The organism is Eubacterium sp. (assembly GCF_057858645.1).
In genome coordinates, this window is sequence record NZ_DBLZZO010000022.1 from 14,407 (window position 1) to 36,756 (window position 22,350).

General features: G+C 33.6%; 21 protein-coding genes and 1 riboswitch. Of the genes, 6 read left to right on the plus strand and 15 right to left on the minus strand.

What is annotated here, in order from left to right; all coding sequences use genetic code 11:
- Positions 1 to 9: 9 nt before the first annotated feature.
- Positions 10 to 1,341 carry an ABC transporter substrate-binding protein gene (locus ACZM4J_RS08610; protein ID WP_412622497.1) on the minus strand — a complete coding sequence of 444 codons (1,332 nt, stop codon included), beginning with the start codon at positions 1,339 to 1,341 and terminating at the stop codon, positions 10 to 12.
- A gap of 237 nt (positions 1,342 to 1,578) precedes the next feature.
- Between ACZM4J_RS08610 and ACZM4J_RS08615 the strand changes: the two genes are divergently transcribed.
- Genes ACZM4J_RS08615 through ACZM4J_RS08625 form a run of 3 tightly spaced genes read left to right on the plus strand, consistent with a single transcriptional unit; the run spans position 1,579 to position 5,591 of the window.
- Positions 1,579 to 3,390 carry a cache domain-containing sensor histidine kinase gene (locus ACZM4J_RS08615; protein WP_303000510.1) on the plus strand — a complete coding sequence of 604 codons (1,812 nt, stop codon included), beginning with the start codon at positions 1,579 to 1,581 and terminating at the stop codon, positions 3,388 to 3,390.
- A gap of 13 nt (positions 3,391 to 3,403) precedes the next feature.
- A complete protein-coding gene (locus ACZM4J_RS08620) occupies positions 3,404 to 4,930 on the plus strand; it encodes a response regulator (protein ID WP_290988550.1) in 1,527 nt (508 codons plus the stop codon).
- Positions 4,931 to 4,979: 49 nt separating this feature from the next.
- Positions 4,980 to 5,591: a YesL family protein gene (locus ACZM4J_RS08625; RefSeq protein ID WP_412622499.1), complete on the plus strand. Its 612-nt coding sequence runs from the start codon at positions 4,980 to 4,982 to the stop codon at positions 5,589 to 5,591.
- Positions 5,592 to 5,660: 69 nt separating this feature from the next.
- Here ACZM4J_RS08625 and cytX read toward each other — a convergent pair whose 3' ends face one another.
- The 13 genes from cytX to ACZM4J_RS08690 all read right to left on the minus strand — a co-directional run bounded on the left by cytX (position 5,661) and on the right by ACZM4J_RS08690 (position 19,510).
- Positions 5,661 to 6,836, minus strand: a complete 1,176-nt coding sequence (gene cytX, locus ACZM4J_RS08630; RefSeq protein ID WP_302689579.1) for a putative hydroxymethylpyrimidine transporter CytX — start codon at positions 6,834 to 6,836, stop codon at positions 5,661 to 5,663.
- A 19-nt stretch (positions 6,837 to 6,855) separates the two neighbouring features.
- On the minus strand, positions 6,856 to 7,647 hold the full coding sequence (gene thiD / locus ACZM4J_RS08635) for a bifunctional hydroxymethylpyrimidine kinase/phosphomethylpyrimidine kinase (RefSeq protein WP_022164982.1): 792 nt from the start codon (positions 7,645 to 7,647) through the stop codon (positions 6,856 to 6,858).
- 204 nt (positions 7,648 to 7,851) lie between these two features.
- A complete protein-coding gene (locus tag ACZM4J_RS08640) occupies positions 7,852 to 8,508 on the minus strand; it encodes an HAD family hydrolase (protein ID WP_412622502.1) in 657 nt (218 codons plus the stop codon).
- Positions 8,508 to 9,164: a thiamine phosphate synthase gene (gene thiE / locus ACZM4J_RS08645; protein ID WP_428244826.1), complete on the minus strand. Its 657-nt coding sequence runs from the start codon at positions 9,162 to 9,164 to the stop codon at positions 8,508 to 8,510. The genes ACZM4J_RS08640 and thiE overlap by 1 nt, the downstream gene beginning before the upstream one ends.
- Positions 9,151 to 9,972 carry a hydroxyethylthiazole kinase gene (gene thiM, locus ACZM4J_RS08650; protein ID WP_022164985.1) on the minus strand — a complete coding sequence of 274 codons (822 nt, stop codon included), beginning with the start codon at positions 9,970 to 9,972 and terminating at the stop codon, positions 9,151 to 9,153. Before thiM ends, thiE begins: the two co-directional genes overlap by 14 nt.
- Before the next feature lie 102 nt (positions 9,973 to 10,074).
- A riboswitch (TPP riboswitch) is annotated at positions 10,075 to 10,180 on the minus strand.
- Between the two features lie 407 nt (positions 10,181 to 10,587).
- On the minus strand, positions 10,588 to 11,472 hold the full coding sequence (locus ACZM4J_RS08655; RefSeq protein ID WP_022164986.1) for a hypothetical protein: 885 nt from the start codon (positions 11,470 to 11,472) through the stop codon (positions 10,588 to 10,590).
- A 15-nt stretch (positions 11,473 to 11,487) separates the two neighbouring features.
- Positions 11,488 to 11,754: an EamA family transporter gene (locus tag ACZM4J_RS08660; RefSeq protein WP_428244827.1), complete on the minus strand. Its 267-nt coding sequence runs from the start codon at positions 11,752 to 11,754 to the stop codon at positions 11,488 to 11,490.
- A gap of 152 nt (positions 11,755 to 11,906) precedes the next feature.
- A complete protein-coding gene (locus ACZM4J_RS08665; RefSeq protein ID WP_022164988.1) occupies positions 11,907 to 12,377 on the minus strand; it encodes a gamma carbonic anhydrase family protein in 471 nt (156 codons plus the stop codon).
- Between the two features lie 93 nt (positions 12,378 to 12,470).
- Positions 12,471 to 15,740, minus strand: coding sequence for a discoidin domain-containing protein (locus ACZM4J_RS08670; RefSeq protein WP_428244828.1), 3,270 nt, complete (start codon positions 15,738 to 15,740; stop codon positions 12,471 to 12,473).
- Positions 15,741 to 16,141: 401 nt separating this feature from the next.
- On the minus strand, positions 16,142 to 17,632 hold the full coding sequence (locus tag ACZM4J_RS08675) for a DUF1846 domain-containing protein (protein WP_022164990.1): 1,491 nt from the start codon (positions 17,630 to 17,632) through the stop codon (positions 16,142 to 16,144).
- 14 nt (positions 17,633 to 17,646) lie between these two features.
- The gene (locus tag ACZM4J_RS08680) at positions 17,647 to 17,943 is read right to left on the minus strand and encodes a DUF4230 domain-containing protein (protein WP_022164991.1); all 297 of its coding nucleotides are present in this window, start codon (positions 17,941 to 17,943) and stop codon (positions 17,647 to 17,649) included.
- A 62-nt stretch (positions 17,944 to 18,005) separates the two neighbouring features.
- A complete protein-coding gene (locus ACZM4J_RS08685; protein ID WP_489485986.1) occupies positions 18,006 to 18,125 on the minus strand; it encodes a cupin domain-containing protein in 120 nt (39 codons plus the stop codon).
- A 5-nt stretch (positions 18,126 to 18,130) separates the two neighbouring features.
- Complete coding sequence (locus ACZM4J_RS08690) at positions 18,131 to 19,510, minus strand: aminopeptidase (protein ID WP_022164992.1); 1,380 nt, start codon at positions 19,508 to 19,510, stop codon at positions 18,131 to 18,133.
- Between the two features lie 209 nt (positions 19,511 to 19,719).
- Between ACZM4J_RS08690 and ACZM4J_RS08695 the strand changes: the two genes are divergently transcribed.
- The 3 genes from ACZM4J_RS08695 (at position 19,720) to ACZM4J_RS08705 (ending at position 20,989) form a co-directional block, all read left to right on the plus strand.
- On the plus strand, positions 19,720 to 19,854 hold the full coding sequence (locus ACZM4J_RS08695) for a hypothetical protein (protein ID WP_022164993.1): 135 nt from the start codon (positions 19,720 to 19,722) through the stop codon (positions 19,852 to 19,854).
- A gap of 423 nt (positions 19,855 to 20,277) precedes the next feature.
- On the plus strand, positions 20,278 to 20,754 hold the full coding sequence (locus ACZM4J_RS08700) for a pyridoxamine 5'-phosphate oxidase family protein (RefSeq protein ID WP_022164994.1): 477 nt from the start codon (positions 20,278 to 20,280) through the stop codon (positions 20,752 to 20,754).
- Positions 20,744 to 20,989 carry a transposase gene (locus tag ACZM4J_RS08705; protein ID WP_412335122.1) on the plus strand — a complete coding sequence of 82 codons (246 nt, stop codon included), beginning with the start codon at positions 20,744 to 20,746 and terminating at the stop codon, positions 20,987 to 20,989. Before ACZM4J_RS08700 ends, ACZM4J_RS08705 begins: the two co-directional genes overlap by 11 nt.
- A gap of 190 nt (positions 20,990 to 21,179) precedes the next feature.
- Here ACZM4J_RS08705 and ACZM4J_RS08710 read toward each other — a convergent pair whose 3' ends face one another.
- The gene (locus ACZM4J_RS08710) at positions 21,180 to 22,337 is read right to left on the minus strand and encodes a DUF3878 family protein (RefSeq protein WP_428244829.1); all 1,158 of its coding nucleotides are present in this window, start codon (positions 22,335 to 22,337) and stop codon (positions 21,180 to 21,182) included.
- Positions 22,338 to 22,350: the final 13 nt, after the last annotated feature.

Sequence of the window (22,350 nt, forward strand, 5' to 3'; positions counted from 1 at the left end):
TAATTTACTTTAATTTTTCTTAGCTGCGTCTGATAATTTCTTACAGAATTCTTTTGGTGTAATGTTTCCATAAGCTAATTCAGGCAACTGATTTGAGAATACATCAATAACATTCTGATACCAGTAAGCTTGGTTCTGACCGTATGTGTACTTAGCTTTTGACTGAATCTCTAATACGTCTGCCATTAATGGATCTGAATCTTTAAGAGACTGTGGTACTTCAATGTTGCTTGATACTGGCTGCAATCCTGCCATTTCTAATGCTTTAATCTGATTTTCAGCAGATGTTTCGAATTTTAAGAATGCTACTGCTGCTTTAATCTTATCAGGATCCTTTGCACCTACCATGTCACCAGGTGTTGGAACACTTTCCATACCTGAACCTGGAAGAAGCATAATACCAACTTTGTCATAGAAACCTTCAGGAGCTTTGTCTGTGCTCTTGAAATCAGGAATCATCCAAGGTCCATTTGGAAGCATTGCAACTTCTCCGTTAAAGAAGTGTGTAGCCATTGTGTCATATTTTCCGCCAAGTGCATCTGATGTTGTATACTTCTGAAGCATTTTCTGAAGTGTTGCTGTTGCATCTTCAACAACTGATGTATTGTAGTCTGTTGGGTACTGCTTGTTCATAAAGTCGTTTCCTTCTTTTCCTGCTGTACCAATTAAACCGCTGTACCAAAGATTTGATAACCAGCCAAGGTCTGCGCTGTCCATACTTACAGGTGTAATTCCTTTTGCTTTCAACTTATCACATGCTGCAAAGAATTCATCCCATGTTGCATATCCTGTTTTAGGAGCTTCAATTCCTGCTTTCTTAAATAAGTCTTTGTTATAGTAAATGTATGAAATTTCTTTTGATACTGGAATTCCATAAACCTTACCTTTGTATGAGTTAAACTCAAGGTCTGTATCACTAAACATTGCTTTCCATTTTTTGTCATCTTCAAGATACTGTGTTAAGTCCTGAACCTTACCTGACTTAGCAGCTAATGCTGTAATGTTGTTTCCACCATTTAAAACGATGTCTGGTAAATCACCACTTGAAATTAATAATTTAATCTTCTGGTTAAATGCATCTGTTGTAGGAATTTCTTCAAAATTAAATTCAACGTTCTTTCCTTCATCTGTTTTCTTAAATGCATCAAATAAGTATTTGTAGTAATCTGCTGCGTAATCTGTACCTACATGATAGTTAATTACGTTAAGTACTACCTTTCCGTCCTTTGATTTTCCTGAATCACTCTTTGATGTGTCCTTGCTTGAAGAACCACATCCTGTTATAAGTCCTGCTACCATTGTTCCAACAAGTAACAAGCTTAACAATTTCTTCTTTCTCATAAAATATTCCTCCTTCGCTCTGTTTGATGATTACATTATATTTGTTTTTTGTGTGTTTCTGAATAGAATATTTTTACTTAAACTTGTGATTTTTTTACATATTTTTACATTTTTTTGTAATTTTTTGTCTATTTTCCATAAACGCAACTTTTATTATTTTCTTATGTTATAATTAACATAAACAAAAAGCAATACAAATAGGATTCTATTTTATACATTTATACAGAAGAGGTTTACATGACTATTAATAAAGAAAAAACTAATAATGTGAACATTACCGAAATAACAAAAGCCGGCAAAGCTCACACACACAGAAAAAAAATCAAAACACAGGTTACTGCTCTTATTACCATTACAATCGTAGTTGCCCTACTTGTAAGTGGTATTCTTCTTTCTTACAAAACTGCTAAGGAATTTACCAAAAGCTATCAGGAGCAGATGTTACAGGAAGGCCGTTCCACAATTGATGCCATTTCCAATAATATAGATACAATAGATTCTGTATACAGAATACTTACTTTAAATGATTCAGTTTATAAATGGCTGGAAAAAAACTATGAATATAATGCTAATTCATCAGTAGTTTTAAAACAAATGACTTCTGTTCTTATTATGAACAATATATGGGAGAAATCCTACATTAATTCAATATACGTTTATAATAATCAGGGTAGCCAGATTCACGTCTCAAAAGATGAATCTGTTTTATCCACAACAGAGACAACAACAATATATAGAACTTATAATGAGGAAACTCCAACTTTAACAATACGTTCTTTGGATAATTCCAATTGCCTGTATTTCATCAGATCCATTTACAGTTCAGATAGTGGTGAAATTCTAGGCACAGTAATTATTTCCATTGACAAAAAGGAATGGCTTGCTGACTTAACTCAAAGTATTTCTAACGGTTGGCATATTTTTCTATATAATAAAGATGTTGAACTTATTTCCGGGACCGATGGAAATACTACTAAACACGAAATGAATGCACTAAAAAATTCTATTATAAAAAACAGTGACTGGGTATTTTTTGATACAACTTTTAAAGATAATAGTTATCTTGCCCTATCAAACAATATAGAAAAAATGGAACTTAACACTGTAGTTATGGCACCTAAAGCTCAAATATCAAAACAATTATTTAATGTATTACTTCCATATATAGTTGTAATTATTTTAATAATTGTTGCCGTAACAATTATTGCTTTCTTATTTAGTAGGGTTATTACCCGCCCTATAACAGTTATGAAGGGATATGTTGACAGAATAGCTGATGGAAATTATTCAGAACACATTTCTTCCCTTGATGATTACGAAGAGTTCTATTCTCTTCAATTATCAGTTAATAATATGTTAAGCGAAATCCATTCATATCATGATGATATTTTAGAACAAAACATGCTTTTAAAAGATGCAGAAATCAGAGCCTTACAGTCACAGATTAATCCACATTTTCTATTTAATGTGCTTAATACAATGGCTTGGAAAGCTCAGATGTCAGATAATAATGAAATTTATTCCATGGCAATTGCTCTCGGGGAACTGTTAAAAGCCACAGTTATTTCAAGAGATAATTTTGAAGCTACTGTTGAAGATGAATTGTCTTATGTTAGATTTTATAACTATTTACAAAAAATGAGATTTGAAGATAAAATACAGGTATTTTTTGATATTGAACCAAATCTTGATAAATGTCATATACCAATTTTCTCAATTCAAACATTAGTTGAAAATGCTTATGTACATGGCTTGGAGCCAAAAGAAACATCAGGTACTTTAACTATTTCCATAAAGAAAATTAGTGACAATGTTTGTATATCTGTAGTTGATGATGGTGTTGGTTTTACCAAAATTCCAACTTTTGATACCAACGAAACACAGGATGTACAGGTTGGTGGTCACACTCATGTTGGATTAAAAAACCTAAACAGACGTTTATTTCTTATGTATGGAGAAAATTCCAGCTTACATATAGAAAGTATACCAATGGAAAAAACTACAATTTCCTTTATGGTACCATTTAACTTTGAAGATACAACTTTGTAAGGAGGAACACACTATGAAATTTCACTTGTTAATTGTTGATGACGAAGTTGTCATTAGAAAAGGCTTATCTGATTATATTAATTGGGATGCTTATGATTGTCAGGTTACTGCCACTGCCAGTAACGGCAAAGAGGCAATCGAAATTATAGAAAACAACAATATTGACATTGTTTTAACTGATATAAAAATGCCTGTTCTTGATGGTATAGGGCTGGCAGAATATGTTTATGAAAACCACCCTGATATTGCAGTTATTATTTTGTCAGGTTATTCCGAATTTGAATATGCCCAGTCTGCAATTAAATATCAGGTAAACGAATATATATTAAAGCCTGCGGCAAAAGAAAAAATTATTGAATCTGTTCAAAATGTAGCCCAGAAACTGATTACCTCAAGAAGCAACAAAACAATTGATGAAAAGGAATTTGCTTATTTAAAAGATACTGTTTTTCAGGAATTAACAGACTCTTCTGTTGTAACTGAGGATATAAAAAAACGTGCTGCTGAACACGATATTAATTTGAATGGCTTCTATGTTGCGGCCTTTCAATTAGTTGATTCAACAGATTCAATTAATCTGCTTAAAGACACAATTATTGATTTTAAATCCAACGGCTATTGCTACAGATATAATAATCTGATTATAACTATTTATTATGAAACAAACGAAAATTACATAGGGCAGATAGTAGACAACTGTAACCTTGTTATTAACGAATTTTATAAAGAATACAACGAGCCGGTATTTGTTGGCATAAGCGAACATCATAACTGCATTGAAGAATTTGCAGCAGGTGTTTCACAGGCTATTTCGGCTTTGTCGCTATGCTTTTATTCTTCTTCGCACATTGTAACTTACACTGCCAAAGCCGCTGATGGTAATAACAATCTTTCAGCAGAAACTACATTACTTTTACATGATTTTGAAACAGCCATAATACAACTTGACTTTAAGAAATCTAACGATATTGCCTCTGACATTTTCATTAAACTGCAAAGCTCTTTTGCTGATGAAGATACTGCTGTAAATATATGTTTCCAAATTTATTATATTTGCTACAGAGTAGTTTTGAAGTCACATTTGATTTTGCCTGAAAAAGATTACAGTGGCATGATAAATAACTGTTCAGATATTTTTCAGTTAAAAACTTTCATAGGAGATTTACTTAATACCGTTAAACAACTCCTTACTCAATCCACTAAGAAATACAGTGATTTTGTACAGGAAACTATTTCTTACATTCAGGACCATATAGCTGAAGATTTATCTTTGGAAGTTTTAGCAAAAATTGTAAATTCAAATGAATCTTACCTTAGCAGAACTTTTAAGAAAGAATGTGGCATTTCAATAATCAATTACATTACTACTTTGAGAATTGCCTTAGCAAAAGATTTGTTAGCAGGCTCTACTCTTAGAACTTTTGAAATTGCTGATAGTATCGGTATACATGATGCGGCTTATTTTTCTTCTCTTTTTAAGAAGAATACAGGACTTAGTCCAAAAGAATATAGAAATCAGTTTATACATCAAACCAATTAACAATAACTAAAAGAAAGGACTTTCAATTACATTGATTGAGGTGAAAATAATGGGACATATTTTAGATTACGACGGAAAATTTATTAACTTTTTAAACAAAGCTACAGACACTCTAATTGCTACTTTACTTTGGCTTGTATGCTCAATACCTATTATAACCATCGGTGCTTCTACTACAGCCTTTTACTCTGTAATGCTTAAACTTGTAAAAGATGAGGAATCCTACATTACAAAAAGTTTCTTTAAGGCTTTTAAAGAAAACTTCAAAATTGCCACTATTGTCTGGTTAATACTTGGAGTAATCGGAGCTGTTTTACTTACAAGCATTTACATAGTTTTAAATACCAAAACCATTGGCGGTGTATTTCAATATGCACTACCTTTGTATGTGATTATTTTTCTATTCTATTACATGGTTTTAAGTGCTGCCTTTGCATACATTGCCCAGTTCTATGACAGTGTGAGAAGAGTTCTGAAATTATCCTGGCAGTTTGTAGTTAAATATATATGGTCATTCTTAATAATGACAGTTGTAGATATTGTTATGTGGGTAATAGTTATTAAAGGCTTTACAGTTTTTATTGTATTTCTACCTGAAATATCAGGCTTTGTACATGCTTATCTGTTAAATAGAATGTTTACTAAAGAAATCAAGAACTAATTTATGACAATAAAAAACACAGGTAATTTAGATATTTGCTATCCTTCTCCCTGTGTTTTTTTAATCAATTTAAGCTTTTGATTTTTTCATAACAAAATTTACAATAACGCATAATATAAGTGTTATTACCATATCTGGTAATGTGTTTCCTACAATTATGTCTACTGTCATTAAATATCTATATAGCGCAAATCCGATTACCCAAATAACAATGTTTACAGCATTGAAGCTTTTATCTTCACTAGATCCTTTAATTACAAAATAGTCTGCAATCTGAATTGCTATCATTGGGGCAAATACTGAACCTATTAAATATAAGAAATCTGTAATATCGTCCATTGGATAGACTATTGCGCCAACAGTTCCAATAACTGTAATTATTATTGCCATATATTTTCCATTAATTTTTTTCCAAATCGACTCGCTTGAAATACCTGCTGAATAGGCATCAAGGTATGTAGTTGTAACTGTTGAAAATACTATAATAAGTAGTCCGGCAATACCTAAACCTGCTTTTAACATAATCTGGTCTATACCGGCATTTTCTGCAAAAATAGCTGCTCCCATACCGATTATGTACATCCAACAACTTACCAAACCGTAAACAATGGCACTTGCCGCTGTTGCCTTAACAGGCTTCTCTGCTTCTCTTGTATAATCACTGATTAAAGGTAACCATGAAAGTGGCATCGCTACTGCAAGCTCTACTGCTGCCCCAAATGTAAGTCCATCTGCTGCCACTGCTGTAGCACCTTTCCCTGTGAAAAATACAACTCTACATAAAATAATTGTTAAAACAAACAATGCTGTCATTGCCACAACATTTATTTTTTCAATATTTTTAATTCCAATAAAAATCCAAACAATAATTAAACAGCCAATTACAATACACCAAATAAGACGACCTGTGCCAAAAATTCCATTAGCTGAAACTGCGCCGTCATATATCATAATTGCTGTCCAACCTGCCAACTGAATTACATTTAAAACTGCAAAAATAATACTGCCTTTTTCACCGAAACTGATTTTTACAGTTTCCATGGCACTTTTCTTTGTTTTTGCACCAATTAATCCTGCAAGAAAAAGCAAGCCACACCCTATAAGATGTCCTATAATAATTGCTGCGATTCCCTTTGCCATTCCTAGCGATGCAAGATATGTACCTGTAACTATTTCTGCAATTGATACTCCTGCTCCAAACCAAATTAAACTGTTGCTAAATACTGATGTTCCTTTTTTATCCATTTTGTACCTCCCATTAATTCTAGTATTCGCCTTCTACTGCAAATGCATGATTCATTGGTCCACTACCCTTTCCTAAATCAAGCATTGCTCCTAAAGCACCTGAAATATATGCTTTTGCTTTCTCAACTGCCTCATCAAGATTTCTTCCCTTGGCAAGATTTGAAGCAATAGCACTTGAAAGTGTACATCCTGTTCCATGTGTATTTGGATTGTTGATTCGTTTCCCCTTAAACCATTTGTATTCACCATCTCTGTACAATAGATCATTGGCATCATTAATGCTGTGACCACCTTTGCACAAAACTGCAACATTATACTTTTTGCTGATTTTTTCTGCTGCCTTAATCATTTCCTCTTCATTAGTTATTTTCATTTCTGATAAAACTTCTGCTTCCGGAATGTTCGGTGTGATTACAGTAGCCATTGGAATTAAATATTCCTTCAGTGTTTCTATTGCATCATCGCTAATTAATTTTGCTCCACTTGTTGCTACCATGACCGGATCTAACACAATGTTCTTGCCATTGTATTTCTTTAGGCTCTCGGCAATTGCTATAATCAAATCTTTTGAAGATACCATTCCAATCTTAATTGCATCAGGTGTAATATCCTCAAATATTGCCTTTAGCTGTGCCTTTAAAAAATCTGCTGTTACTTCGTAAATGTCTGATACGCCGGTTGTATTTTGAGCAGTTAAAGCTGTAATGGCACTCATGCCATACACTCCATTAGTTGTCATTGTCTTTAAATCTGCTTGTATTCCGGCGCCTCCACATGAATCACTTCCCGCAATGGTTAATGCTGTGTTCATTTTGCTTCCTCCTTATGTCTTCTATTGTGGTACAGTATTTCTACTGTTTTTTATAGCGGTAAAAAGTGGTGCCCCCGATTTACCGCTTTACTAACTTATCATTTTAGTAACTTATCAACTGTTAATTTTTGTTATTAAACACTCTTTTTGCTGGTAAACATTCTTTTACCCTGTGTCAACAACGGTTCATCATATGTTTATGTTTTACTTAACAGCCTTAATTACTTTTTCATATTCATCCCAGCTTGTTATATAAACATCTGCAAGGCTCTTAACCATATCCTGATCCTTATCACTGGACTTATCATATATACCAACTGTGTGAATACCCATTTTCTTTGCTGTGTCCATGGAATAAACTCCGTCTTCGAACAGCCATGTTTCATCAGGTTTTGTACCTAATGTTTCCATTGCTCTCATAAAAATTTCCGGTTTGTCTTTTCCTGAACCAACCTCTGTAGTTGTATATATTTTCTTAAAATATTTTCCAAGATTCAACCTTTCAAAAGCCGCCTCAATCATAGGACGGTCTGTTGATGTTGCAACCACCATAGGTATGTTATTCTTTTGAGCATACTCTAAAATTTCAATTGACTTCCCTTTAAGTGGAGCTTCTTCTTTGTAAAAACCAAAAACCTTTTGGTTTATACCATCGCAAATTTCCTTGTCAGAAAGATTAACCTTATATGTTTTTCTAATATACTCTGCTCCTTCTGCCATAGTCAGGCTAAACATAATGTCTCCTAAGTTTTCCTCAGCCTCAATACCTAAATCCTTTAAATACAACTTAGCTGCATCCATCCATATTTCCATAGAATCAAGTATTGTCCCATCAACATCAAAAATAAATCCTTTTGCCATTATTCACCTTTTTCTAACATTTTGATTGCTTTTTCTTTTAATTCCTTAGTTGCTTCTTCAATATCCTTTGCTGCAAAAATAGCGCTAATAACTGCTATACCGCAAATGCCACTGCCTGCAAGTTCTAAAACATTGCCTTTTGAAATTCCACCAATGGCAATAACAGGAATTTTTACTGCCTGACATATTGCTTTCAGTGTTTCAAAAGTAACTTCTTCTGCATCATCTTTGGAGCCGGTTGGAAAAACTGCGCCTACTCCTAAATAATCTGCTCCGTGTTTTTCCGCTAAAATTGCCTGCTCAACAGTTTGCGCTGACACACCAATAATCTTATCAGGACCAAGCTTTGCCCTTACATCTAAAGCTTCCATGTCACTTTGTCCAACATGAACGCCGTCAGCATCCATTTCCAAAGCAATATCAACATTGTCATTAATTACAAATGGTACATTGTACTTTCTACATAATTCTTTTATCTCAATGGCTTCCTTCAAAAAACTTTCTTCATCAAGTTTCTTTTCTCGAAGTTGCATAAAAGTTGCTCCGCCTTTTAAAGCTTTTTCAACCTGACTGTACAAAGTTTCGCCATTTAACCAAGCTCTGTCAGTTACGCCGTATAAAAGCAATTCTTCCTTTGTTGTATTACTTAACTTCATATTTAGCTCCTTTTTCTAATGTTTCACCATCCATATTGTAGATGGCATCAATAATTCTGTTTCTGTATGTTGAGTTTCCATCGCCTTCACTCATTCTTGACCATGCAATTTCTCCGGCAAGTCCCATTGTACAAACTGCTGCCGCTGCTGCTTCCAATTTGTTTTCTGGATTTGCAACTAAAAACGCTGTCATCAAACCTGATAACTGGCATCCTGTTCCTGTAATTGAACTCATTTCGGCTCTACCATTTCTTATAACATAGCATTTTTCGCTGTCACAAACTAAATCAATTGCGCCTGTTACTGCGATAATGCTTCCTGTTGCCTTTGAAAAACTCTTGAGCTTGCTAATAGTGTCGTCTAAGTTTTCATCTGTTACTTTGTCAGAAACATCTGCATCTACACCTTTTGTACTTCCTGTACCCAGCATTAAAGTCTTAACTTCTGAAATATTTCCTCTTACAACATCAAATTTCACTTTTTCCATTAATTCATTTGCTGTATTAGTTCTTAACTTGCTTGCCCCTGCCCCAACAGGATCAAGTAAAACAACATGTCCTAATTCATTTGCTTTCTTTCCTGCTGCAAACATAGATGGTATGGTGTTTTTATTTAATGTTCCAATATTAATGTTCAAACCACCACAAATAGATGTAATATCTTCCACATCATCAATATCATCTGACATAATTGGGCTGCCGCCACAAGCCAGTAAAACATTAGCCACATCATTTACTGTTACATAATTAGTAATGTTGTGAACTAAAGGCACATTATTTCTTACGTTTTCTACACATTTCTTAAACATATTTCCTCCTTATCGTTCTGCTGAATACTTTTTACAGCAGAATCTCATCATAATTGTTACGTTAAAATGAAAAACAGACAAACCTAATCTGGTTTGTCCGCATTAAATCCTATACTTAATTCCTACGTTGGCATTATCCAAATCAGGTTTAAGGGTCGAAGTTGATTACTTCCTCTCAGCCTGCCTACAAGCTCCCCTATATTTAATTTCCTATAGCATTGTATCGCTCAATTCAATATAATGCAATAGTGGATTTGTTATTGTTGTATGCAATTAAAATTCAAATGCCTGCATAAAATCAATCTTTTCATCTAGATTGCTTGTATAATGATTTGTTGCTTTCCCTTTTCGTCTGACTACATACTTATATGTCCCGTCATCCTTACAATTATCTTCGCCTTTAACAAAGATTTTTCAAACGGGTCTCTTACGGACATTGGAATGTACTGCATTCATCCGCTGGTTAAATTATTTGGACTTCCTGAGGAAATATCAGATATTCTCTTATGGCATTGAAGGTTATGGATAAAATAAGAAATCAGCAGGATATTGTTTTTCCTGCTGACTTAAAATAAGTGAGTTATAAAAAAGAGATAGGGAGTTATCACTATTGTATCAGCCCCATCCCGGAACCTTTTTAAACAAAGTTTTCTTTCCCCAGCTTGACATTTTCTTACTTAAGAAAATCCATCCCTTCTTTCCGGTTTTAGTTTTTACATATGCAAACCCGTTATCCCTCTTATCAAGACTATATTTTCCCTTAGGGCGTTTTGCTACATTCTTTGCCGGCTTGATTTTTATAATTCTAAGCTTATCTCCCTTTTTCAAAGTAAATTTATTCTTTGATTTTTTAGATGCAGTTTTGTACACTTTCATATTTTTCTTTACAGTATACATATATTTTTTTGAGCTTTCCACAAGTTTGTAAGTTCCCGTAGCCGGTACAATTTTATCACCTTTTAACTGTAATGGAATATCTGCGTAAAAACATCCTATTGGCAATGCGTAAGGTGTATCCACAATAATATGGAACCTTCCATTACCTTTCACATTCTTGAACCGATATCCTCTCCCATACATCAGTGCCTTGTTACTGCTTGTTTCAAATTCTGTAATTTCTTTTCCGTTCCATCTTTGAAAAGAACTGTAATCCAATGTATACGAATAACTGCCTATCTGAAAATTTAACTCTATTGTCTTGTCAGAAGTGTCAAAGTCAATTACCTTATAGCTTGCCCATACGTCTGTTAATTTTTTTGTATATACATTTTTGTCATTTATAAACAGACTTACACTGTCAAAAAACTCATTGTCTTTAGCGCTTACATGGGTCTGGTAATATATCTTTTCCTTAGTGCCATCTCCATCCAAATCATAATAGTATACCTTGTCCTTCTCCAACAGTCTGTTGGTTGCCGCATAGGCATTGTCACTCTTTAGTATGGTAAATAAACCACATAACGAGATTACTGCAATTACAAAAGTTAACATCTTCTTCATGATTCTTTCCTCCTTCTACTTACCATCAAATTTATTAATTACATACACTCCAAGTGCCACAAGCATTCCTGCTACAAAGTACTTAAACTTCATTGGCTCTCCTAATATTATTGCCGAGAATATAACTCCCAATATAGGAATAAATGCATTAAAAATTGCTATTTTGCTTATTAGGTTACAGGCAATCAGCTGATTGTATATACCAAAACATACTGCTGATATTAACACAAGAGAAATTATTATTAATATTGATTTTGCTTCCAAGATCATCTGATGCCACATTTAGATTTGAATATCCAAGTTTTATAAGAGGATACGCCAATGACCATCCTGCCGCACACAAAAATGCCAAAGCCGATACAAATTTTTTATTTTTAAATATCCAATTACTCATGTCTCTTTTCCTATCATTAGAAAATCGTATTTCAGTCTTTTTAATTATATTCCTTCATAAGTTTCACATACTCCATAGCATTTTCTTTATTAGCCATTATCTCTTTTGATGTAAGTTTTCTAATTATTTTTGCCGGATTTCCAAAGGCCATTGAATTATCAGGAATTTCCATTTTCCCCGTAACAAGAGTTCCTGCTCCTATAATACAGTTTCTTCCTACTTTGGCTCCATTTAATAAAATACTACCCATTCCGATTACTGTATTATCTCCAATATGGCATCCATGTACAATAGCATTATGTCCTATGGTTACTCCCTCTCCAACAACAATTGGAAATCCATTTCCTGTATGCAATGTACAATTATCCTGTATATTAGTGTTGTTTCCAATTGTAATACTTTCCATATCAGCACGGACTACTGCATTGTACCATATTCCTACATTTTCCCCAAGACTGACATTTCCCACAATATGGGCTCCAGGTGCTAAAAATATTTTTTTATTATCCATTCTCAACTCCTTAAATATCCTTTCATTTTTATTTTAACCTAAAAAAACCCTTTATGCCACTGTTAATAGCATAAAGGGTCATTAAATATTTTTCTATCTGTTATATAACTGAAGTTCGTAAAGTCTTACAGTACCAACTCCACCATTATCTGAATTAAATATCTTAAATACAATGTATCTTGCTGTCTGTTTTCCTATGTCAAAGGATGAAATTGCATCATTCTGATTTACTTGATAATCTACTGACTTCCATTCTTTTCCATCGTTTGATACAAGAACTTCCCATTCAGTAGTATTACCAAAACCTTCCTTACTTTGTGTATTGTAAAGAGTATAGGTATTAAATGTCTTTGTACTTCCAAGGTCTATCTTTACAAAGTGCTGAGCACCTGATAAAGCATATGCCTGGTTTTCGACGCTTCCAGATGTTGCACACCATTTTGTTGACAAATCGCCATCAATAAGTTTAGATGAAGACTCACCATCCTTTGTGTAACCTGATTCACTGATAATTGTTGCACCTGACAATAAATTTGTTCCGCTTGTTACTGCTGAAGACAGTTTTGTACCGGTTGTATTTCCATGATTTTTTCCTACGTAAGCAGGATAATCAATATTAGGTACTCCCGGCAAATCTGTAGTGATCCAATTATCTGAATAATTTCCAAATCCGGTAAATGTCCATGTACCGTTTTTAAGTTCATCTACATAATGTAATCTAAGAGCTTCTATACAATCATATCCTGTAATCTGTTTTACTAACTGATTCCATGGTGTTGATGTATCATATGGATTATCATCATATGTTGTACCCTTATTGTCCTTTAATAAATGGTTGAGACTATCAATAAGACCGTATTTTACATTGCCATTACTATCCTTTGTTGTTGGATATTTTGAATCCATATATGAGAAGAACCATTTATTATTTCCATATGCCTCATAGCCCCAGTCCTGAAGGGATGTATCGTTGGCATAATATACCTGCGCAGTATCTTCATGTGCCCAGTGATAGTAACGGAATCCACCGTAATTTGCCATATTTTCTACCCACCATGCTTTTGATGATGAAGATACATTTCCGTACTGCTGTACAGCATGTGTTAACTCATGTGTAAAATATCCAATTCCTCTTGGATTATTATTCATCCAATCAACTGAAATTACTATTGAAGAACCGGATGTGTATGCCACTCCATCATATCCCTTGTCAGCTCTTACAAATATTTTTTTAGGTTCCGAACCTGTTCCCCAACGTTTATACTGTCTTGGGTAAACCTCGTAGAATGCATTATACAATGCTTCTTTATATCCCTTTGCTGTAACCTGTTCCCAGTCACCTACAAACAAAGCTTTGAACTCACTATCAGTTACTGAATTACCCCTTAATGTAATGTCTGAAATCTGGAAACTATTTCCGTACAATTCTGTAATTTCCATTTTATACTGAGTATATGTTCCTATCTTATCAACAAGATATGTGTAATCAGCATAATCCTGATCTGCCATTCCGCTTTCATTTACCGTATCAATTAATTCCCAGTTTTTTCCGTCAGCCAAGCCGTATAACTTCCATGCCTTAATTGTTCTGTTTGTATATTTTGAATTATCGTTAGCAGTTGTAATTGTGTAACTGTAAAGTGTTGTATTCTGTTTCATTTTCCATACTATATTCCCCGGTATCTGAGATGTAGAATATAATTTAGTTGCTCTCTTACCATCAAATATATTTTCCACACCTTCATTTGAATTAAATCCGTTTATTGTAGTAGCCCCAGTATCTATTCCACTTACCTGATCCGTAATATCACTTCCTCTACTTTCTGTAATTCTGTCGACATCACCTTTCAGATAAATTTCAGACATCTGTGAACCATAATACAACTTTCCATCATCACCACTATTTTTAATAATAATCATAAAATATTGTGCTGACATCTTTGTTGTACAATTAAATGTGTATTCACCATTATTTGTGTGGGTAATTCCACCATTATCAACATCTGAAACAGTTGTCCAGTTTTCACCATCCATTGATGCATATACTGCCCAGCTGTGAGGATCTCTATGCTTATATGTGGATGCATCCCCTGCTAATACAAATGTGTAACTCTTAAGTGTAACTGCTCTCTTCATTTTCCATGCAATAGTGATTGCCGGAGCATCATTTGTAAAGAACTTTGTATTAACATTATTGTCAAATAATTTTTCTATTCCTTCGTTGTCACTTGTATTTCCTTTGGTTGATGACAATTTATCATCAATACCATCCCAATATGGTGTAAGTGAAATGTCACTTGCTACCTGAGAATCAGCTGCTTCCTCCTGAACCCCCGGATTCTTTACTACATGAGATGCATCTTCCGGTGCCTTAGTTGGAGCTTCCGTTGGTGCTTCGGTAGGTGCTTCTGTAGACGCCTCTGTTGGTGCTACCGTTGGTGCTTCTGTAGACGCCTCTGTTGGGGTTACCGTTGGTGCTTCCGTAGACGCCTCTGTTGTAGCTACATTATCTTTTGTTACTTTAAAATCGATTGTAGCTTTATCTGACTCATATCCATTTTTTTCTGCTGTTACGGAAATTTTATAATCTCCCACTGTTGTAAAATATTTTGAATCACAATTATAGAATCCTGCAACAATTCCTGATTCAATTTTTGTATCATTTATGTAAAAATTATATGTAACTCCTTCAGTAATTGCCCATGCAAAATAGAATGGTAAATCCTTGCTTCCTGCAAATGTTAATCCTATCGGTGCTGCAGGTTTATTAGGATCCGCTGTTGATGGTGCTACCGTTGGTGCCTCTGTTGGGGCTACTGTCGGTGCCTCTGTTGGCGCTACTGTTGATGCCTCTGTTGGCGCTACTGTCGGTGCCTCTGTTGGCGCTGCTGTCAGAGTTTCCGTCGTAATCTCTGTTTTTGATTCTACAACTTTAGTTGTAACTACTACACCATTTGCAGTTGTAGGAGCAACTGTTGTAGATGTCTGTGCATTTCCTGATGTTTGCTGTTCCCCTTTACTATTTTTTACCGTTACTTTTACTTTGTATTTCTTTTTCTTATATGTAGCTTTTATTACTGCCTTTCCGGCTTTTTTAGCTTTAATTACAATTTTGTTTTTTAATTTTCCTTTTTTCTTAATGGAAACTACTTTTTTCCCTTTTACTACTTTCCATTTAACCTTTTTCCTTACATTTTTTAATTTAATAGTTTTCTTTTTCCCAACTTTTAGACGTACTTTCTTTTTACTCAGCTTTACTTTTTTAGTAGCTGCATAAGTTGGTACTTCTGAAATTGGCATGTAAGCTCCTGCCACGGCAATTACAAGTACAATTGCCAGTATTCTACTTTGTAACTTTTTCATTTTTTAACTCCTCCTCTTTTTTGTTTACATTGTTATATTCTAACATACAAAAAAAACTTTTCTAGATACCATTTGTTATAAAGGTGTCATAATTTTATTTTTTACTTTGTAATTTACACCATTATATATTCCCTCAACATTTCTTTCACATTGATTTCTATTTCATTTGTGCTTTCAATACATTGATTTTTTTGAGTCCTCCATTAGTACCAACTTCAGCCTTCAATATTAAAGACTAACAATTTTATCATCTTACATTCCTCATCTACTAAAGAATATTTCCCAAGAAAAAAGTTCCAAACCAAGCCATTTCTACAATCAACTTAATTGGGAACTTTCTATATTTATTCTTTTAATTATATTTTCAAATATTTGTACTAAATCAAGTTTTCCATCATAATTTACAGTTTATGATATTTCCTTCCGTCATGCTCATACTTTGGTTCGCATGTAAGTTGGATTCCTAATTTTTTAAATATATTCTCATCTACTGATGACAATAATACTGTTGAGTGTGCATCACATCCTTTTAATTTATGTAGCTGGCTCATTGCTTTCTTTGCGTTTTCGTTATGAGCTGCTGTTGATGATAATGCAATTAGGATTTCATCTGTATGAAGACGTGGGTTCTTGCTACCAAGATAATTTGTTTTCAAAATCTGTATTGGTTCAATTGCTTCTTTTGCAATTAATTTCACATCGTCTTCTATTTCCCCTAAAGCTTTTATTCCGTTAAGAAGAGCTGCTGCCGCTGCTCCTAACAAATCGGATGTACTTCCTGTTACTATTTTTCCATTTGGAAGTTCTAATGCCACAACAGGTTTTCCATCTGTTTCTTTTTCCTTCTTTAATGCTTCAACAATTACTTTTCTGTCTTCTACGGTAATCTGCGCCTGCTGCATTAAATTCTCTAACTTTGAAATATTCTTCTTTGTTTCACCGGCTCTTCTTTTTTCACAAAGTGCCTGATAGTATCTTCTGATTATTTCCTGCTTTGAAGCCTTGCAACAAACTTCGTCATCTATAATACAGTTACCTGCCATGTTAACACCCATGTCTGTAGGTGACTTGTATGGACTTTCTCCTGATATTAATTGGAATATTGCATTTACAACAGGGAAAATTTCAATGTCTCTATTGTAGTTGACTGTTGTTTCACCGTAAGCTTCAAGATGATATGGGTCAATCATATTAACATCATTTAAGTCTGCTGTTGCAGCTTCGTATGCTAAGTTTACCGGATGTTTTAATGGAATATTCCAAATTGGAAAAGTTTCGAACTTGGCATATCCTGCGTTAATTCCTCTTTTGTGTTCATGGTACAACTGTGAAAGGCAGGTTGCCATCTTTCCGCTTCCAGGTCCCGGAGCTGTTATAACAACTAATGGTCTTTCTGTTTCAATGTAATCATTTTTACCATATCCATTATCACTAACTATGTAATCAACATCATTTGGATAGCCCGGAATCTTGTAATGTCTGTAAGACTTAATTCCTAATTCCTGCAATCTGTTCTGGAATGATTCTGCTGCAGGCTGTCCTGTAAATTTTGTTAAACATACACTTCCCACATACAAACCTACTGACTGGAATTCGTCAATTAATCTTAACACGTCCATGTCGTATGTAATTCCGTAATCTCCACGAATCTTGTTTTCTTCAATGTCTTCTGCGCTAATTACAATTACAACTTCTGCATGGTCTTTTAACTGTAATAACATTTGTAACTTTGAGTCTGGCTCAAATCCCGGCAACACTCTTGATGCATGATAGTCATCAAAAAGCTTACCACCAAATTCCAAATACAACTTGTTCCCAAACTGTGCAATTCTTTCCTTAATATGCTCTGATTGCATCTTTAAATATTTCTCATTATCAAATCCTTTTACCAAAACCTTAACCTCATTTATCCTATATATTTTATTTTGTACTCATCTTTGTTGTATTCTTTCCAGAAAAAAGAACTTATAATAGTTTTTGCATTTTTTTCAGCATTGCTCAAAAGTCCATTTGCCTTAGCATCTTTCTTCGCTGTGGCTTTTAATTTTTCAAAAGACTTATTGTTATCCTTTAGTGATATTTTTGTAAAAATACTTTCTTCCTCATGGTAAACCTTAAAAGAATCCGTCTTTACTTCACAACTTAAAATTCTTCCTAGGAAATAAAGTACATTAGACTTATTTTCTCTTTTGTTTTTTTCCATTCTTTCTCCTTAAAGTCCGTTTTCCATTCTATCATATTGTAGTTACTTTTTGTATTATTTATTTAAAATGAAACAACTAATTCCATTTTAAATCTTTTCTCACCAAATACTGCATGTGGCACATCTTTTGGCATTACGATTGTGTCCCCTTCTTTTAAAAAATTACCATTCTCATTTTTCAACTATTTTATGCATCCTTTAAAAATGCCTTATAGCACTTATATGCTTCATAAACATCTGCCTTGTTTGTTACTTCCCATGGTGCATGCATGCTTAATACTGCAACACCACTATCAATAACTTCCATACCGTATAATGCCATAATGTAAGCGATTGTACCGCCGCCACCAATATCTACTTTTCCAAGTTCAGCCATCTGGTAGTTTACATTATTGTCATCCATGATCTTTCTTAAGGCTGCAAGATATTCTGCGTTAGCATCATTTGAACCAGACTTGCCGCCACGTCCTGTAAACTTGTTAAATACAACACCTTTTCCCATAAATGATGAACTGTTCTTCTGGAAAGCTTCTGCATATAATGCATCGAATGCTGCATTTACATCTGATGATAACATTCTGCTGTTAGCAAGACATCTCTTTAATTTGATTTCACTGTAATCATCAAATAAATTTAATAATTCTGCCACTGTATTTTCAAAGAAGCGTGACTGCATTCCTGTAGCACCAACACTACCGATTTCTTCTTTGTCTACTAAAAGGCAACATGAAGTCTTATCAACCTTCTCCATTTCAAGCATTGCTACTAATGAAGTGTAAGCACACACTCTGTCATCCTGACCGTATGAAATAATCATGCTTCTGTCAAATCCCATTTCTCTTGCTCTTCCTGCCGGTACAACTTCAAGCTCTGCAGACATGAAATCTTCTTCTTCCATGCTATACATTTCTTTAAGAATTTCAAGAACACCTTTTTTAGTAGCTTCCTTTTCTTCATCATTAAGAGGTATTGTTCCAACTAAAATATCAAGATTTTCTCCTTCAACAACTTTTGCTGCTTTCTTTTCCATTTGATTAGCCGCAAGATGAATAAGTAAATCTGTAACACAAAATACAGGATCCTCCGGTTTCTCACCAATATTTACATTAACTGTTGTGCCGTCCTTCTTAACAATTACGCCATGGATTGCAAGTGGTAATGTTACCCACTGATACTTCTTAATACCACCGTAATAATGTGTGTCAAGGTAAGCCATACCTTCGTTCTCATATAACGGATTCTGTTTTATGTCCATTCGAGGTGAATCCACATGTGCCCCAAGAATATTCATACCTTTTTCTAATGGTTCCTTACCTATATTAAATAAGGCAATTGTCTTGTTCATACAAACTGCATAAACTTTATCGCCCTGTTTTAATTTCTTGCTATTTGCAATAGCTTCTTCTAAACTAATATAGCCTTTTTCCTTAGCTCTTTTTACTGTTTCGCTAATACATTCTCTTTCTGTTTTGCATTCAGACAAAAAATCTATATAGTCTGCATTTAAACTCTGTAATTGTTCTTTTTCACTATCATTATATGTTTTCCAAGCGTTCTTTCTTTCCATAATACGTCTCCTTCATTTTCAGTCTTTTCTCCATCTTAATTCAATTATAATGTAATGTCAAATTAACCATTTTACTATTTTAGTATAAACAAATATACTATTTTTATATTAATCAAAGATTATTTTTGTATAAGTTAATTTTTCCTTTTCGTAATATATAAGAAACAATGTTGTTTAAAAGAAATACTTTTAAATACGGAAGAAACACAATGAATAAGAAATATATTTTTTTCGATATTGACGTAACTTTAGTTGCCGGTGGTTATGGTATAACAATTGATAACAAACTAATTGATATAAAACCACTTCCTAGAGAAGATATGATTTCTCTTATAGATGAATAGATGAATGTCAAGCTAAAGGGTACACTTGGGCTATTCAAACAGAAAACTCTGACATCAGATTTGCTCCTGATGAAAATTTTTACAACCTGACTCATCACATCTATATGAATACAAGAATTGTCCTCAGTTTGGATCCTAAAAACTTTCCTCAAATTTACAAAGCTTACATTGCCTGTTTATATCCTGATGAATTCAAGTTGGATTCTATCAAAAATTCACCTTGGTGTCGTTTTCACAAGGAATATTTCTTTGTTGAACCTTCTTACAAAGCTTACGGAATCAAGCAGATTATGTTACTACCAATGTAGATGACAATGGTATTTATAATGCCTGTAAACATTTTAACTTGTTTTAAATTAAAATATATTGTACTTTAATATTAAGAAAGGAATAACTATTTTAATAGTTAGAAAGGTGATTAGTATGAGAAGAAAAGATCGTGAAATTACAGATTTTGATGAAATTGTTGAAATCATAAAGAAATGTGATGCCTGTAGATTAGCATTTAATGACGGAGACTATCCTTACATTGTGCCTCTTAATTTTGGTCTTAATGTAGTTGACGGAAAACAGGTTGAATTATATTTCCACTGTGCAACTAAAGGAACTAAGTTAGATTTAATTAGAAAAGATAATCGTGCAACTTTTGAAATGGACTGTAACCACAACTTTATTCTATATGAAGAGCGTATGTCATGTACAATGGGTTATGAAAGTGTTATTGGTCACGGAACAATTGAATTCATTGACGATGAGCATAAATTCGAGGCTTTAAAGATTTTAATGAATCAATATCACGCAGAAGATTTCAAATTCAACACAAATATGATGAAAGTTACAACAGTATTTAAACTTGTAGTTTCTGACATGACAGGAAAAAGACGTAACAATATTCATTAATTTTCAAAAAAAGTTAAAATATGTAGCTTCTGTAAAACGAGAGTGTGAAAGTTTAAATTCAACATACAGGAAACTTAATCGTCAGAGAAGTGTATTTCCAAGCGACAAGGCATTATTGAAAGCACTGTACCTGTCAACCTTTGAAGCAACGAAGAAATGGACAACGACCTTAAGGAACTGGGCTCAGGTGTATGGAGAACTGAGCATTATGTACGAAGGCCGTTTGCCTGAATAGCATAAAAAATACCCAATATCAAGGATGAATATACGCCCGTTATAAAACGGGCGTCCTTGACATGGGTATTTTTATATGCTAGTTATATAAACAAGAGCTGCAAGCTCATTTCATGAACTTACAGCTCCATCACTTATCATAGAATGTCTATTTACAGACTTTATTTCACAGACTCACAACTCCTTACTCTTTATAACATTCTAAAATCATTACTGTCTGTTAGTTTAATATAGTAATTTTTCTGATTTAGAATACTCTTCTTTTCCACCAAAACATATACTTTAAATTCTATTGAATCCTTTAATTCTACAAAAGGTTCTTCAATATAAAGTTGCGTTTTTACATTTTTTTCTGCAAACTGTTTCTGGAGCTTTTTCCCTTTATTTATAATTAGCTTATACTTTTCGTCATTTGCTTTTCCGAAATGTCTTTTTGGATATTCATCTGTAATTTCTATAAAACGGTTTGTTATATAGTCAATTATTTGTTTATGACTGTTTCGGTGTAGCATAGTTGCAATCTTCTTAGCCTGCTTTTTTCCCGGATTGTTTCTGTACTTTTCAAGGGCTTTAACCAACGATTCGTCTTTAACAAGCTGGGCATATTTTTTCATTATGTCTATTGCTTCACTTGTTGGCACCCATGGATTTTCCTTTGGCACAAGATATTTTTCCGGCACCGATGGATAACAGCAATAATTAAGTGGTGGAAAATCCTTCAACCTTGAAAGTTCCAATTCTTCCTTATTGCAATATTCTTCTCCTAAATAATCTCTTTTGTCTGTTAGGATTGCGATTTTATATTCTAACTGTCTTATGTTTTCGTAACCTTTCACCCAGAAATGTCCTGTTCGACCGTATTGGTACAAATTAATTTCCATGGATAATTTTTCAAACCAAATTGTTAAAACCACATCTCTCTGATGGACAACCAAAACATATTTATTTGCATCTTCTTTGCTTAATGAGTAAAATATTTCACCCTGATATTCTTTCAGGTACTCACCTGTAGTTTTGGCATTTTCAAATACAATAAAACTTTCAACTGCATCATTCATAAGATAAATTAATTTCAGTTTATTTTGTTTTACTTTGCCTGAAACCAATTCGAATTGATTCTGTTCCAACAATTGTTCTAACTTAAGCAAAATGTCCTCATCTAACACTTCATTCAAATCACTTTGCTGCTCAACAGAATTCAGCTTCTTTAAATTATCCTGTTCACTGAACTTATTTTGTTTTTCCGAATTCTGCTGTTTTTCTAATTTATTTTGTTTTTCTGAATTATGTTGTTCTTCTAATTTTTTGTGTTCTCTCAAAGAAGCATCCACATTCTTTTTTATCGTCATAGTCATTCTTCCT

Excerpts from the sequence above, each read along its gene's own strand:
- ACZM4J_RS08610 (WP_412622497.1), bottom strand. The coding sequence starts at position 1,341 with ATGAGAAAGAAGAAATTGTTAAGCTTGTTACTTGTTGGAACAATGGTA.
- ACZM4J_RS08615 (WP_303000510.1), top strand. The coding sequence starts at position 1,579 with ATGACTATTAATAAAGAAAAAACTAATAATGTGAACATTACCGAAATA.
- ACZM4J_RS08620 (WP_290988550.1), top strand. The coding sequence starts at position 3,404 with ATGAAATTTCACTTGTTAATTGTTGATGACGAAGTTGTCATTAGAAAA.
- ACZM4J_RS08625 (WP_412622499.1), top strand. The coding sequence starts at position 4,980 with ATGGGACATATTTTAGATTACGACGGAAAATTTATTAACTTTTTAAAC.
- cytX (WP_302689579.1), bottom strand. The coding sequence starts at position 6,836 with ATGGATAAAAAAGGAACATCAGTATTTAGCAACAGTTTAATTTGGTTT.
- thiD (WP_022164982.1), bottom strand. The coding sequence starts at position 7,647 with ATGAACACAGCATTAACCATTGCGGGAAGTGATTCATGTGGAGGCGCC.
- ACZM4J_RS08640 (WP_412622502.1), bottom strand. The coding sequence starts at position 8,508 with ATGGCAAAAGGATTTATTTTTGATGTTGATGGGACAATACTTGATTCT.
- thiE (WP_428244826.1), bottom strand. The coding sequence starts at position 9,164 with ATGAAGTTAAGTAATACAACAAAGGAAGAATTGCTTTTATACGGCGTA.
- thiM (WP_022164985.1), bottom strand. The coding sequence starts at position 9,972 with ATGTTTAAGAAATGTGTAGAAAACGTAAGAAATAATGTGCCTTTAGTT.
- ACZM4J_RS08655 (WP_022164986.1), bottom strand. The coding sequence starts at position 11,472 with ATGAAGAAGATGTTAACTTTTGTAATTGCAGTAATCTCGTTATGTGGT.
- ACZM4J_RS08660 (WP_428244827.1), bottom strand. The coding sequence starts at position 11,754 with ATGTGGCATCAGATGATCTTGGAAGCAAAATCAATATTAATAATAATT.
- ACZM4J_RS08665 (WP_022164988.1), bottom strand. The coding sequence starts at position 12,377 with ATGGATAATAAAAAAATATTTTTAGCACCTGGAGCCCATATTGTGGGA.
- ACZM4J_RS08670 (WP_428244828.1), bottom strand. The coding sequence starts at position 15,740 with ATGAAAAAGTTACAAAGTAGAATACTGGCAATTGTACTTGTAATTGCC.
- ACZM4J_RS08680 (WP_022164991.1), bottom strand. The coding sequence starts at position 17,943 with ATGGAAAAAAACAAAAGAGAAAATAAGTCTAATGTACTTTATTTCCTA.
- ACZM4J_RS08690 (WP_022164992.1), bottom strand. The coding sequence starts at position 19,510 with ATGGAAAGAAAGAACGCTTGGAAAACATATAATGATAGTGAAAAAGAA.
- ACZM4J_RS08695 (WP_022164993.1), top strand. The coding sequence starts at position 19,720 with ATGAATAAGAAATATATTTTTTTCGATATTGACGTAACTTTAGTTGCC.
- ACZM4J_RS08700 (WP_022164994.1), top strand. The coding sequence starts at position 20,278 with ATGAGAAGAAAAGATCGTGAAATTACAGATTTTGATGAAATTGTTGAA.
- ACZM4J_RS08710 (WP_428244829.1), bottom strand. The coding sequence starts at position 22,337 with ATGACGATAAAAAAGAATGTGGATGCTTCTTTGAGAGAACACAAAAAA.